Annotated in this window: 13 protein-coding genes; 8 read left to right on the top strand and 5 right to left on the bottom strand. The window is 65.3% G+C overall.

The genetic code is table 11. From position 1 onward, the window contains the following. The first annotated feature begins 27 nt into the window (after nucleotides 1–27). On the top strand, nucleotides 28–381 hold the full coding sequence (locus GQ57_RS29420; protein WP_052001518.1) for a LysR substrate-binding domain-containing protein: 354 nt from the start codon (nucleotides 28–30) through the stop codon (nucleotides 379–381). 127 nt (nucleotides 382–508) lie between these two features. Here GQ57_RS29420 and GQ57_RS42220 read toward each other — a convergent pair whose 3' ends face one another. Continuing rightward, entirely contained in the window at nucleotides 509–757 is a 249-nt protein-coding gene (locus GQ57_RS42220; protein ID WP_152603377.1) for a hypothetical protein, read from the bottom strand. 166 nt (nucleotides 758–923) lie between these two features. Here GQ57_RS42220 and GQ57_RS29410 point away from each other — a divergent pair, with 166 nt between their 5' ends. After that, on the top strand, nucleotides 924–1256 hold the full coding sequence (locus GQ57_RS29410) for a cupin domain-containing protein (protein ID WP_034199715.1): 333 nt from the start codon (nucleotides 924–926) through the stop codon (nucleotides 1254–1256). Between the two features lie 163 nt (nucleotides 1257–1419). On the opposite strand, the gene GQ57_RS29405 is transcribed toward GQ57_RS29410, so the two are convergent. Then, complete coding sequence (locus GQ57_RS29405; protein ID WP_034199714.1) at nucleotides 1420–1719, bottom strand: H-NS histone family protein; 300 nt, start codon at nucleotides 1717–1719, stop codon at nucleotides 1420–1422. Between the two features lie 530 nt (nucleotides 1720–2249). Here GQ57_RS29405 and GQ57_RS29400 point away from each other — a divergent pair. After that, nucleotides 2250–2738 (top strand): RidA family protein, encoded by a 489-nt coding sequence (locus tag GQ57_RS29400; RefSeq protein WP_034199713.1) that lies wholly within the window; start codon nucleotides 2250–2252, stop codon nucleotides 2736–2738. A gap of 34 nt (nucleotides 2739–2772) precedes the next feature. Here the strand turns inward: GQ57_RS29400 and GQ57_RS29395 are convergent, their stop codons facing one another. Then, nucleotides 2773–3762: an AraC family transcriptional regulator gene (locus GQ57_RS29395; protein ID WP_034199712.1), complete on the bottom strand. Its 990-nt coding sequence runs from the start codon at nucleotides 3760–3762 to the stop codon at nucleotides 2773–2775. Next, complete coding sequence (locus tag GQ57_RS29390) at nucleotides 3759–4817, bottom strand: NAD-dependent epimerase/dehydratase family protein (protein ID WP_034199711.1); 1059 nt, start codon at nucleotides 4815–4817, stop codon at nucleotides 3759–3761. Before GQ57_RS29390 ends, GQ57_RS29395 begins: the two co-directional genes overlap by 4 nt. Before the next feature lie 487 nt (nucleotides 4818–5304). On the opposite strand from GQ57_RS29390, the gene GQ57_RS29385 reads away from it, so the two are divergent. Continuing rightward, nucleotides 5305–5556 (top strand): hypothetical protein, encoded by a 252-nt coding sequence (locus GQ57_RS29385; RefSeq protein WP_031397984.1) that lies wholly within the window; start codon nucleotides 5305–5307, stop codon nucleotides 5554–5556. Between the two features lie 74 nt (nucleotides 5557–5630). On the opposite strand, the gene GQ57_RS29380 is transcribed toward GQ57_RS29385, so the two are convergent. Further along, nucleotides 5631–6743, bottom strand: a complete 1113-nt coding sequence (locus GQ57_RS29380) for a histidinol-phosphate transaminase (protein WP_034199710.1) — start codon at nucleotides 6741–6743, stop codon at nucleotides 5631–5633. A gap of 409 nt (nucleotides 6744–7152) precedes the next feature. Here GQ57_RS29380 and GQ57_RS29375 point away from each other — a divergent pair, with 409 nt between their 5' ends. From GQ57_RS29375 to GQ57_RS29360, 4 genes are all read left to right on the top strand, one after another. Further along, on the top strand, nucleotides 7153–8244 hold the full coding sequence (locus GQ57_RS29375; RefSeq protein WP_034199709.1) for a helix-turn-helix transcriptional regulator: 1092 nt from the start codon (nucleotides 7153–7155) through the stop codon (nucleotides 8242–8244). A gap of 447 nt (nucleotides 8245–8691) precedes the next feature. Further along, on the top strand, nucleotides 8692–9678 hold the full coding sequence (locus tag GQ57_RS29370) for a TRAP transporter substrate-binding protein (RefSeq protein ID WP_034199708.1): 987 nt from the start codon (nucleotides 8692–8694) through the stop codon (nucleotides 9676–9678). Continuing rightward, nucleotides 9675–10247, top strand: coding sequence for a TRAP transporter small permease (locus GQ57_RS29365; RefSeq protein WP_031397980.1), 573 nt, complete (start codon nucleotides 9675–9677; stop codon nucleotides 10245–10247). Before GQ57_RS29370 ends, GQ57_RS29365 begins: the two co-directional genes overlap by 4 nt. A 4-nt stretch (nucleotides 10248–10251) precedes the next feature. Further along, the gene (locus tag GQ57_RS29360; protein ID WP_031397979.1) at nucleotides 10252–11604 is read left to right on the top strand and encodes a TRAP transporter large permease; all 1353 of its coding nucleotides are present in this window, start codon (nucleotides 10252–10254) and stop codon (nucleotides 11602–11604) included. Nucleotides 11605–12540 lie beyond the last annotated feature (936 nt).

Genomic DNA, 12540 nt, shown 5'->3' with positions numbered 1-12540 from the left:
CGCGCCGCAGGATCTGGTCGAACAAGAATGTCTCGGGTCCGGGAGCGGCAGCAAGACGTCGACTTTGACGGCGAAGGGCGGGTCAGCGCAGTGCCGGTCCGTCCGCATATCAAGGTGAATAACGGGCAGACGCTTCGTGTCGCCGCCGCGAACGGCCTCGGAGTCATCCTGCAGTCCCAATCATTGCTGGCCGATGATGTCGCCGCCGGACGCCTCGTGCGATTGTTTCCGGAGCATGAGTTGCCCGGCCGCCCGATGTATCTCGTTCATCTGCGTAACCGGCGCAAGTCGTTCAGATTGCAGGGCTTCATCGATTTCGCGATCGATCCGTTCACGGCTTGGTCGTTCGCGCATTGTTGCCCGACCGGGATTGCCGGATAGACCGTACTGAATGTGTTTCATACGGAACCGCTTCAATACCGGACGGGCGATCGACGCGCATGGCGGACAGCGTTTCGAGCCGGCCTTCAATGAGCGTGATTCCGCTTTCCCGGGTTGGCCTGTCGAATCAAAAGCCAGGCCACGATCGACAATAGAATCGTCGCGGGTTGTGCGGCGTCGCGCGATCGCCGAATGGCACAGCCGGTATCTCGACGAATGCGAGCGCTTCAAGATATTGCCGATTCGGCGCACGGACAGGATTGCCGGAGACAATGCAAACCGTCACGTCGATTTCGGCGCGCAACGCCGATACCGCGATTCGCCCGACATCGGGACGATTGCCGGGAAGCCGTAGTTGCCTGAAGCCGTCACGCATTCGGCGTTCCGCTCTGTTTCGCTTTCCGACATTCGTGTTCGGCGATGCCCGCCGCTGCCGCCGCGAAACAAGTCTGCCGTATTGGCAGTCACTGGACTACAGTGAACCTTTCCCGCCGCATTGAAATCCGCTTCCTTTTCCCGAAATCCGACGACGAGATCAAGCCATGACACTTCAAACCGGTAACCTGTTCGCCGCGGAAGGCCCGCGCGGCGACGACGAACGAATCGACCCCCTCGTTACGGGGCCGCGTTTGAACGTCGAGAGAATCGTGTCGATGGGGCATGCGAGCCCCGACGGGTTCTGGTACGACGACTCGCGCGCCGAATGGGTCGTCTTGCTGTCGGGCGCGGCCGTGCTCGAATTCGAAGCGGGCCCGGCGCGTCATGAAATGCGCCCCGGCGACTACGTATTGATCGAGCCGCATTGCCGCCATCGCGTCGCGTGGACGCAAGAAGAAACGCAAACCGTGTGGCTTGCGATTTATTACGAACGTTAAAACAGAAAATATCGGAGGGTTTGCGATCCGGCACGCAGCATGCGACTCCGTGCCGGATTGCGCAAGTTTTCACCATGCCGGAGCGGTCTTTGAATACCGCCGGCCTCGATGCCCATATTGCCGGACGGCGCGCCGAATCGCGCGCCGGTATGCGCCGGGAATCTTATTCCTGGATCAGGAATCGATTGCGATTCTTCGCGTCCTTGATCCATGCGGGTGCGCGACCACGACCCGACCAGGTTGCCCCGGTCTTCGGATCGCGATACTTTGCCTGCACGGGTGCAGCCGCCTGTTTGGCCGGTCGACCTCGACGCGTGCCGAAAATGTCCTTTTCGGTGATGCCGAATTCCGCGACCTTGGTGCGGATGTCATCGAGGATTGCCTGGAATTCCGCGGCACGCGCCACTTCGGCTTTTTCCGCCAAAGCTTCCATTTGGGCTTTCAGTTCCTTGTAAGTCGCCATATATCGCTCTTCAGGTTGAAGTACACACATGATAGCGGTTTCAATGCGAAATTATGAGGAAATTCTCACTGATTCGGCGTTTTGTCATCGATACAACATTGCAGGACTGCTTCGAACACCTGAGAAGTGTGTCTCGCCGGCGTACATCCAGGGGTTTGTTTACATATGAAGCACACGTGCGAATGCCCGACATCGCGTGTGGGGAAAGAAATGAGGCGAGCCCTTTCGTCTTGTGGCAAGTGACGAACGAAATCGCCGTGCAGCGCGATTTCGGGTATTCCCGTGACATGTTTTTAAATGCGGGGTTGCCGCGAGAGCGACCATGCTCCGCGTGACGCTCCTTGCGCGCGCCCGTTCTTGCGGTAACGCGGGCGTGCCCGATATGTAAACAGTCGCTGGAGGATTACCCGGAAATATTGAATGGCAACGGTGCATCGCTTCGACCGTTCCAGGCCGATCCTCTTTTCGGCGACAAGCCGCGGCGATTTAATTATTCTTTGCATTTTTCAGAGGTATCGGGGAATTCACTAATGAACAGAGACGACAGATTGACCCGGATCGCGGCCGGGTTCGGATTCGACCCGGACGAGGAAATCAGGATCGGCGGAAAGTACACGCCCGTTCTGGTCGATGGCAGGACGGCCTACATTGCCGGCCAGATTCCGCGAATCGGCGAAGTCGTGCACTTCGTTGGCGTCGTGGGGGAATCCGTTTCGCTCGACGAGGCTCGCCGCGCGGCCGGCATATCGGCGCTGCGTGCGCTGGCGCTGATCCGCAGGCAGTGCGGCACGCTCGATGCGATCGCGACGGTGCCGCGCATGACCGTGTACGTGCGCAGCGCGCCGGGCTTCACGATGCAGAGCGAAGTGGCCGACGGCGCATCCGACGTGCTGTACGCGGTGCTCGGCGACGCGGGCGTCCATACGCGCTCGTCGGTCGGCGTGCTGCAATTGCCGAAAGGCGCATCGGTGGAAGCCGACTTCATTTTCGGGTTGAGCCGCGACGACGCTTCCCGCTGATGTCGCTCGGGGCCGGCGGCGATGCGGCAATGCGTCAGCGGGTTTTCCGTGCGCGTGCGGCTTCGGGCGTCATGCCGGTCCATTCGTTGAATGCGCGGAAGAACGAATTCGGATCCTGATAGCCGAGCAGGAACGCGATCTGGTTGCACGGCAGGTCGGAGCGGTCGAGGTAGTGCCATGCGAGTTTTTCGCGCACTTCCGCGAGGATCGCCTTGAAGCTGGCGCCCTCGTCGCCGAGCCGCCGCTGCAGCGTGCGCCGGCTGATCGCCAGCATGCCCGCGACATCGTCCACGGTGGCGATGCCGCCGGGAATCAGTTCGAGCAGCGCGGCCCGCACGCGCTCGGCGATGCCCGCTTCGGCCGACAGCAGGTCGAGGCGGCGGCGCAGGTCGGGTTCGAAAATCTGCCACATCGCATCGTTCGCGGTGACGAACGGAAGCCGCACATCCTGCAGCGACAGACTCACGGACGGCGCGTCGCCGTATTGCGGCGTCACGCCGAAAAACTGCGCGTAGCCGGGATCGGGCCTGAGGTCGCGCGGCAGCGTGACGGCGCGTGCCGGCAGGCGGGTGCGGGTGGCGAGGCGCGCGACCCTGACGAAGAAGCCGAGCTCGATCGCGAGCAGCGAGCCGGGCGGCGGCACGTCCTGCTCGAGGAACTGGACGGTCAGCGTGAGAAGGTCGGCCTCGCGCGCGACGTGCAGGCGGATCGGGCCGATCAGCGGCTTGAACTGGACGATGCGCCGTATCGCGACCTCGAGATTCGGGCTGCACATCGCCGCGAAGATCGACGGATTGAAGGTCTCGGTCGTCACGAGATCGAGCACGCGCAGCGCGACGGCGGGCTCGTCGACCATCTCCTCGATCGCTTGCCACATGCGGAAATACTCGCGGGTGGTCAGCCCGCTTTCCGGCCGCGTGAACAGGTCGGCGGGCAACTGCGCGCGCCGCAGCACTTCGTCGACGCGCAGGCCGAGATCGACGATCACGATCCGCCAGCCCGGTGAAATCGCGAAGCGGTTCATTTTCGCAGTTGCCCGGTCTCGACCAGTTGCTGAAAGAACTCGTTCATCGATTCGGCGAGCGGGCGGTAGCGCATGCCGAGTTCGTCGCGGCTGCGGCGATTGTCGGCGTGCCACGGATATCCGACGTTGCGGGCGATCACGCGCCGCGTCAGGTCCTTGTTCGCCAGCGGGCCGACCAGCCATACGAGCCATTTGGGCAGGACGCGCCGTGGAATCGGGTAGTCGGCGCCGTACCGTTCGAGCAGCGTGGCCGCCATGCCGTGCAGGCTCGTGTCGTGGCCCGACACGATGTAGCGGCCGTTCGCGTCCGGCAGGAACGCGGCGCGCAGGTGGGCGTCGGCCACGTCGCGGACATCGACCGCGCCGATGCCGAGATCGGGGACGCCGGTCTTCATCGTGCCGTTGCCCATCTGCCGCACGATCTCGAAGCTTTCCGACGTGGCGTACGGGTTGATGCCGGGCCCGATTACCAGCGACGGATTGACGGTGACGAGCTTCCAGCGTTGCTGCGCGCCGGCGATTTTCCACGCTTCGCGCTCGGCGACGGTCTTCGAATACGAATACGGCTGGTGGGTCAGCGACGAACTCGTGTTCCAGATCGCCTCGGTAAACACCCCGTCGGGCGTGGCGGCGAGATCGGCATTGTCGCCGTAGATCGCCGCGCAGCTGCTGGTCTGCACGACGCGCCGTACCGACGGCGTGCGGTTGGCCGTTTCGAGCACGTTGCGCGTGCCGAGCAGCGCCGGATCGACCAGCTCCTTCTGCGGATCGCGGACGCTGACCGTGAACGGCGACGCGGTGTGGAACACGGTCCCGCAGCCCGCCATCGCGTCCGCGTACGATCCGGATTCGAGCAGGTCGGCGCGGAAATAGCGGATCGTGCCGGGCTGGCCGGCCGCGATGCGCTGGAGATGCTGCAGCTTGTCCGGGCTGCCGGGATCGCGGACGGCAGCATGAACCGTCAGGCCGGCTTCGAGAAGTCGTTGCACGAGCCAGCCCGCCACGTACCCGGTGGCGCCGGTCACCATGACGGGGAGGTCGGTATCGATATTCATGGTCGTTGATTCCGTGGCGAATGGGATGAGCCATGATGCCGCCTTTCTCGCGCCACTTCACTCGCGAAGCGCGCCAATCGACATGCAGGGCGCGCCACGCGGCGCGACGCCGGACCGGCGGAAAGCTTGCAATGCTGAAAGAAAATGCCGTTGCCGAAGGGCTTCGGCGCATGGCTCGACGAAGGCGATTCCCGCGCGCTGTAATTTCCGGAAATCGCCGGGTGGCCGGGGTTGACCGGCATCCTCATTTTTGGGGATGCCGGAGCCGGACGCTGCGCCTACGATTGACAACGGGGCACCCGGAACCGGATGCCGCCAAGCCTTGTCGTTCCGCGTTGGCGGTCGCGACGAGCGCACGCGCAGTTGATTGACACAGCCGTTGCGTACGATGCCGCGCAACGTGTGCAGTGAGCCGTCTGCATCGCGCCGCGCGACGGCGCGTCCGCGACGGATGCCTGATGGCGTATTTCGGGGAATCTCAATCGATATGCTGGCGCGAGACTATGTGGAACGGGAGATCTCTCACATACAGAGAATGGTGGCGCTCCTGGAAAGCGAGACGTTCGCCGACGCCGTGTCGATGTCGGGCGCGGGGCGCGTCAGGCATCCGAGTTACTGGCGCGGACGGATCGAGGCGCTGCTGTCGGCGCCCGACGTGCCGAGCCACGTCAGGCGGCTCAGCGAAGCCGTGCTCGCGAAGATCGACGAGATGGAGTTGCGGTTCGCCACGATGAAGTAAGCGCACCGTCGGCTCGGGCGCCGGCACGCGCGTCGTCGCGTGGCCGCGCGACCGCGTGCCGGCTGGCCGGTCGCTTACCCTGCCGACATCACGTCGAGCAGCGCCGCGCGAAACGCGGCCATCTCCGCCGCCGTGCCGATCGACACGCGAAGATAGTCCGGCGGGCCGGATTCGCGAATCAGGACGCCGTGACGCAGCAGCCCGTTCCATATCCGGTGGCGATCCGCGAACTTGCCGAACATCACGAAGTTCGCATCGGAATCGGCTGCCGTGAGGCCCAGGCCGCGCAGCCAGCCGACCGTCGAATCGCGCTCGGCCTTGATCGCGTCGACCTGCGACAGCATTTCGTCGCGCGCGACCAGTGCCGCGCAGGCCGCTGCCTGGGTCAATGCGGACAGGTGATAGGGCAGTCGAACCAGCTTCAACGCCGCCACGATCGCAGGCGCGCATGCGCAATAGCCGACGCGTCCGCCCGCGAACTTGAACGCCTTGCTCAGCGTGCGGGTGACGACGAGCCGCGGATGATCCGGCAGCAGCGTCACCGCGCTGCGCACACCCTGGCGGCGGAATTCCGCATAGGCCTCGTCGACGACGACCACGCCCGGCGCGGCGTCGAGTATCGCCCGGATGGTGTCGAGCGCGAGCGCGGTCCCGGTCGGATTGTTCGGCGACGTCAGCAGGACCACGCTCGGCCGGTGCGTCCGGATGCTGTCGATCGCCTGGTCGAGGTCCAGCGCGAAATCCTCGGTACGCGGCAGCGTATGCAGGCGCGTGAAGGTCGTGCGGCAGTATTCGTCATACATCGGATACGCGGGCGTGAAGGCCAGCGCCGCGCGCCCCGGGCCGCCGAACGCCTGCAGGATCTGCTGGATCACTTCGTTCGAGCCGTTGGCCGACCAGACCCGCGACGCGTCGATGGCGACGCCCGTGTCGTGCGTCAGGTAGGCGGCCAGATGCGCGCGCAGTTCGGCGAAGTCGCGGTCCGGATAGCGGTTCGCGTCGCGCGCGGCGTCGGCCACCGCGTTGGCGATGCGCTCGACGAGCGCCGGCGACGGCGGATAGGGATTCTCGTTGACGTTCAGGCGCACCGGCACGTCGAGCTGCGGCGCCCCGTACGCGTGCAGCGACCGGAGGTCCTCCCTGAGCGGCAGGTCCGGCAGGGCGATGTCTGTCCAGGCTTGTTGCATTGAAAACACTCCATCCGTTGTCGATTGATCGGCGCGGCAGGTTTCTCGGGCGGCAAAAAACAAAAAAGGCGCCGGAGGCGCCTTGGGTATCGTCCTGATCGGGCATGAACCCGATGCGGTTGCTAGATGCGAGACGAGCCACGGCGCAGTGGAGGGCGTCCGTGGTGATGGTGCAGCGAGGTCGTGGCGTGTCGCATCTTCATGCGCCGCATCATGGCATATGGCGACCCGGATGAAAAGCCGGTCGCGATCGCGCCGTCCTGCCCGAGCAAGCCATTCCGTCTGACGAGAAACGGTAACAAACGTGGTATTTCGGACAAACGCACGCGGGCGATTTTTGACCGTCGTTGCCGATTGGCTAAGATGCGCGGAAGACGTTCGACAAAGACGCACGGCGCGGGGTGGCCAGATGCAACTGAACGGATTGATTCCATCGGCGTGGATCGATGACGTCTACGCGGCGGCGCTGGGCGACCAGCGATGGGAAGCGGTGCTGGACGGGCTGCGGTCGACGGTCGGCGTGCGCATGGTCACGCTGCTGTCGTTCGACGATGCGGCGAGGGTGCCGGCGATCGAGCAGGCGGCGGGCGACGACGCCTCGTGGGTCGCCGCGTGTTACCACACCTACAACACCGAGTTCTACCGGTACGACCCGGTGGTGCCGGTCGCCGGCAACTGGCCGGCCGGCCGCTGGTTCGAGGACATCCGGCACCTGTCCGCGCAGCAGCGCACGCACGGTGCGTTCTACCAGGAATTCCTCCATCCGTACGGGCTCGGCAGCATCTCGGGCCTGTACATCCATCGCGACGCAGGCGCGGGCGCCTTCCTCAGCGTCCAGAGCGGCCCCGAATCGCAAGGCCTGTCCGACGAGCAGCGCCGCACGATCGAAACCATGGGCGTGCACATCAGCCGCGCGCTGCAGATCCAGGCGCGGATCGGGGCGCTCGAGGCGCGCGTGGCCGCCGCGGAATCGACGCTCGATGCCATTCCGGTGCCGGTCTTCCTGCTCGGCGCGCAACGCGAGCTGCGCTACACCAATCGCGCGGCCGACCGGCTGATCGCGGCGGAGCCGGCGCTGCGGATCGTGAACGGGCGGTTCGTGCCTGACGGCTGCGCCGACGACGCGCAATGGCGTCATGCAATCGCCCGCGGCGGGCTGCTGTTGCGGCGCGTGACCGGCGAGCCGCTGCCGCTGGCGCTGATGCCGGTGCCCGGGCAGTCGCGCCTGATGCGCGAGCGGCCCGGCGCGGCGACGCTGATGACGGCCGCCGACCTGCGCGCACCGTCGGCCCGCGCGCAGCGGCTGCGGGTGTTCTACGGGCTCTCGTCGGCCGAAGCCGAGCTCGCGGTGCTGCTCTGCTGCGACGGGCTGTCGCCGCAGGAATGCGCCGGGTTGCGCGGCGTGTCGATCGGCACGATCCGCACGCAGATCAAGTCGATCTACGCGAAGACGGAAGTGGCGCGCGCGGCGCAACTGACATCGCTGGTCATGCAGGCGTGACGGCGCGGCAGGCGCCGTCGCCTGCCCGGGATCTCCGTCGTCCCGTTTCCTTCGCATCGGGCAGGGCGCTTGTGCGTCACATGACGCCGAGTGCCGTCCTGTGTGATCGGACATCCTATGACAAATGCAAGCGAAGCGAAAGATAAATTTTCGCTGCCGATGCCTGCGGCCACGCGGTCGTCGCGCGTGGAGAGGAACCCGGTTCAGGAAAACGTTTCGCAGAAATTCCCCAAAACAGAGAATGCGATTCCCCGGACAATCCAGAAAACGCTGCATGACAGTAGTTCTACGGGTATGCACCAAGTGAGTTAAACGATTAACCGACGTACATTCGCGTCAACACGTCATACGACGTATGACTCGGCGGTCGGCGAGCACGGCGCCGAAGCACGCGCCGGCCGGCGGATCGCCGCGCAATAACGAGTACAACCATCAAGGAGACTGACGATGAAGCACCGATTCACCCGCTCCCGTACCGCACTGGCCGTCGCGCTGCTGGCCGGCTTCGCGACGTCCGCCCATGCGCGCGTGTTCCGCTCGGCGGACGTGCACGGCGACAACTTCCCGACCAACATGGCCGTGAAGTACATGGGCGACGAACTGTCGAAGCAGACGGGCGGCAAGGATTCGATCAAGGTGTTCGGCAACAGCGCGCTCGGCTCCGAGAAGGACACGGTCGACCAGGTGCGGATCGGCGCGATCGACATGGCGCGCGTGAACGGTGCGTCGTTCAACGAGATCGTGCCGGAATCGCTGATCCCGTCGTTCCCGTTCCTGTTCCGCGACGTCGATCATTTCCGCAAGGCGATGTACGGCCCGGCCGGCCAGAAGATCCTCGACGCGTTTACCGCGAAGGGAATGATCGCGCTGACGTTCTACGAGAGCGGCGCGCGCTCGATCTACGCGAAGCGTCCGGTGCGCTCGCCGGCCGACATGAAGGGGCTGAAGGTGCGCGTGCAGCCGTCCGACCTGATGGTCGACGAGATCAAGGCGATGGGCGGCACGCCGACGCCGATGCCGTTCGCCGAGGTGTATACGGGCCTGAAGACGGGCCTCGTCGACGCGGCCGAGAACAACATGCCGTCGTACGAGGAAACCAAGCACTACGAGGTCGCGCCCGACTACTCGGAAACCCGGCATGCGATGACGCCGGAAGTGCTGGTGTTCTCGAAGAAGGTCTGGGACACGCTGTCGCCGCAGGAGCAGGCGGCGATCCGGAAGGCGGCGGCCGATTCGGTGCCGTACTACCAGAAGCTGTGGACCGCGCGCGAGGCGTCCGCGCAGCAGACGGTGACCAAGGGCGGCGCGAAGATCGTGCCGGCCGGGCAGATCGATCGCGCGGCGTTCGTGAAGGCGATGCAGCCGCTGTGGACCAAGTATGAAAAGACGCCGCAGATGAAGCAGATCGTCGACGAGATCGAGGCGACCAAGTGACGCGACGCACTTCCCTGAACAGCGCGGCGGCCGCGGGTGCGCAGGCCGCCGCCCCGGATGGCGCGGCGCCGGCCCGGCCGCACACGGCGCCGCTGCTGCGCTGCGTGAACGACGTGCTGTTCCGCGTGCTGGCCGTGATCGCGTCGGCGTGCCTCGCGGTGCTGACGGTGCTGGTGTTCTACGCGGTCGTGATGCGCTACGTGTTCGAGAACGCGCCGGATTTCGTGGAGCCGATCGCGCTGCTGCTCGTGATCGTGATCGCGATGTTCGGCGCGGCGATGAAGGTGCGCGACGGCGGCCACATCGGCCTCGACTCGCTCGTGCGCCGGCTGCCGCCGAGGTCGCGCACCGCGGTCGTCGCGGTCCAGCACCTGAGCCTGATCGCGTTCGCGATCATGATCATGGCCGGCTGCGGCAGCATGGCCGCCGAGACGATGGGCGACCGCATTCCGATCATCGGGCTGCCCGAGGGCGTGCGCTACCTGATCGCGATGCCGGCGGCGATCGCGATCATCCTCTTCTCGCTCGAGCACCTGCTCGCGCTCCGTCGTCCTTCGTCGAGACAATAACGCCATGGAACTCGCGATCCTGTCCGTCAGTTTTCTGATTTTCCTCGTGCTCGGCGTACCCGTATCGTTCGCGCTCGGGATAGCGTGCGTGCTGACCTATATGGTCGAAGGCCTGCCGATCGCGACCGCGATGCAGGCGATGGTCTCGGGGATGAATGCATTCTCGTTCCTCGCGGTGCCGTTCTTCATCTTCTCCGGCGAACTGATGCTGCACGGCGGCATCGCCGACCGGATCCTGCGCTTCGCGCAGGCGACCGTCGGCCATTTCCGCGGCGGCCTCGGGATGGCGAACGTCGTCGCCTGCACGCTGTTCGGCGGCGTGTCGGGCTCGCCGACCGCCGATACGTCGGCGATGGGCGGCGTGGTGATCCCGCTGATGAAGCGCGAAGGCTACAGCGCCGCATACGCGGTCAACGTGACGACGCACGCGTCGCTGGCCGGCGCGCTGATGCCCACCTCCACCAACATGATCATCTACGCGTTCGCCGCGCAGGGGATCACGGGGATGCTGCACGGCCAGCCGGTGAGCGGCGTGTCGATCGGCGACCTGCTGTTCTCGGGGCTGCTGCCGGTGCTGTGGGTGATGGGCTTCGTGCTCGCCGCCGCGTACTGGCAGGCCGTGCGTCACGGCTATCCGCGCCGCGCGGACGGCTCGTCCGCGCTGCCCGCGTTTCCCGGCTGGTATGCGGTGCTGCGCAGCTTCGTCGGCGCGGTGCCGGGGCTGATGGTGATCGCGATCATCCTGGTGTGCGTCGCGAAGGGGATCGCGACCGCGACGGAAGCGGCCGCGATCGCCGTCGTGTACTCGCTCGTGCTGACCGCGCTCGTCTACCGGACGCTGACGGTCGAGAAGCTGCGCCGCGCGCTGTCGCATGCGGCGCGTACGACCGGGGTCGTGCTGCTGCTGATCGCGGTGTCCAACATGCTGCGCTTCCAGATGTCGTACCTGGAGATTCCGGATGCGATCGAAGGGCTGCTGAAGCAGTCGACCGCCGCGCCCTGGCTGATGCTGCTGTACATCAACATCATCCAGGTGTTCCTCGGCACGTTCGTCGACATGGCCGCGCACATCCTGATCACGACGCCGCTGTTCCTGCCGATCGCGATGGCGTGCGGCGTCGGGCCCGTGCAGTTCGGGATCATGCTGCTGCTGAACTGCTCGCTCGGCCTCGTGCATCCGCCGATCGGGTCGGTGCAGTTCGTCGGCTGCGCGATCGGCAACGTGTCGATCGGCGAGACCACGAAGATGGCGTGGCCGTACTATCTCGCGATCTTCAGTGCGATCAACATCGTCACCTACCTGCCGTTCTTCTCCACCTGGCTGCCGAGCCTCATCAGCGGGCACGCGGTGTTCTGAGCGAACGCCCGTTTCGCCTGACCGCGGCGCCGGACGACCTGGGTTGTCCGGCGCCGCGGTCGTTTTGGCGTGCCCGATCGGGAGGGCGGCAAGCGGCGGAATGAACCTGCCGGATTGATTCGCAATCCTTTGTATCAGACCCGGGACTGTCCCGGCCTGCCGCATGGCGGCAGGCATCTTTCGCGCGTGCCGTCACGCGCGCCACGGCCCCGCCATATTTTCCAGCCGTCCGTTCGGCCGGCTTTGGCCGCGTGCGTCCCGACCGGGACGCACGTGCGCGCCGAGCCGTTTTCCCTCTCCACCGACCCCGCGCGTCGATCCCGGCGCGACCGACGCCGCGTCAGTGTCGCTGCAGCTTGCCGCACCCGCCGGGCGACGCGTGCCCGATGCGCGCACGACTCCTCCCCCGGCGCGACCGCGGCGGCCTGCGCGTCGCCGGCCCGACAGCCGGCGGAAGTTCGCGTCCGTCAAGACAATTCGACAGCCCGTAAAAACAGTCCGTCCGGTCGGTAAACTTGCCCGCTCGCGGGGAATCGGTGCGGACGAATGCGGCAAATGATGGAGAGTTTCACGTCGCGTGAATCCCGTGCACGCGTCGATGGGTAAATCCGTATCGGCGAGAACGTTTGCGTGACGTCAAACCGGAATATTCGGCGATGAAACCGCGATTTAAATATGGTTTCGGGGCAGAAGGCTGCCCGCTCGTTCAATAAAGTCCATAAAAATCCCCACCGGAAACGCTTGCGGTAAATCGATGTGTATACGATGCCGGCACTCCGCCGCCGACTCGAATTCGGTAATTTCGAGGTAAAAATCGGTCGATTTTACATGCGGTCGTCGGCATTACCAGAAATTGCGACATGCCCGGTATTCACATGAAACATCCCGAATTACGCGATTGACCGGGGAGCGGGCCGCACGGGCGGGGGGCAAGGC

This window comes from Burkholderia sp. MSh2 (genome assembly GCF_000731655.1).
Lineage (GTDB): Bacteria > Pseudomonadota > Gammaproteobacteria > Burkholderiales > Burkholderiaceae > Burkholderia > Burkholderia paludis.
Note: the sequence above shows the minus strand (reverse complement) of the source record. Positions and strands in the feature narration are given on the sequence as shown.

What these genes read in the sequence shown, in the direction of transcription:
- GQ57_RS42220 (WP_152603377.1), bottom strand. Translation starts at nt 757, where the DNA reads ATGCGTGACGGCTTCAGGCAACTACGGCTTCCCGGCAATCGTCCCGAT.
- GQ57_RS29395 (WP_034199712.1), bottom strand. Translation starts at nt 3,762, where the DNA reads ATGAACCGCTTCGCGATTTCACCGGGCTGGCGGATCGTGATCGTCGAT.
- GQ57_RS29410 (WP_034199715.1), top strand. Translation starts at nt 924, where the DNA reads ATGACACTTCAAACCGGTAACCTGTTCGCCGCGGAAGGCCCGCGCGGC.
- GQ57_RS29385 (WP_031397984.1), top strand. Translation starts at nt 5,305, where the DNA reads ATGCTGGCGCGAGACTATGTGGAACGGGAGATCTCTCACATACAGAGA.
- GQ57_RS29420 (WP_052001518.1), top strand. Translation starts at nt 28, where the DNA reads ATGTCTCGGGTCCGGGAGCGGCAGCAAGACGTCGACTTTGACGGCGAA.
- GQ57_RS29360 (WP_031397979.1), top strand. Translation starts at nt 10,252, where the DNA reads ATGGAACTCGCGATCCTGTCCGTCAGTTTTCTGATTTTCCTCGTGCTC.
- GQ57_RS29390 (WP_034199711.1), bottom strand. Translation starts at nt 4,817, where the DNA reads ATGAATATCGATACCGACCTCCCCGTCATGGTGACCGGCGCCACCGGG.
- GQ57_RS29380 (WP_034199710.1), bottom strand. Translation starts at nt 6,743, where the DNA reads ATGCAACAAGCCTGGACAGACATCGCCCTGCCGGACCTGCCGCTCAGG.
- GQ57_RS29375 (WP_034199709.1), top strand. Translation starts at nt 7,153, where the DNA reads ATGCAACTGAACGGATTGATTCCATCGGCGTGGATCGATGACGTCTAC.
- GQ57_RS29370 (WP_034199708.1), top strand. Translation starts at nt 8,692, where the DNA reads ATGAAGCACCGATTCACCCGCTCCCGTACCGCACTGGCCGTCGCGCTG.
- GQ57_RS29400 (WP_034199713.1), top strand. Translation starts at nt 2,250, where the DNA reads ATGAACAGAGACGACAGATTGACCCGGATCGCGGCCGGGTTCGGATTC.
- GQ57_RS29405 (WP_034199714.1), bottom strand. Translation starts at nt 1,719, where the DNA reads ATGGCGACTTACAAGGAACTGAAAGCCCAAATGGAAGCTTTGGCGGAA.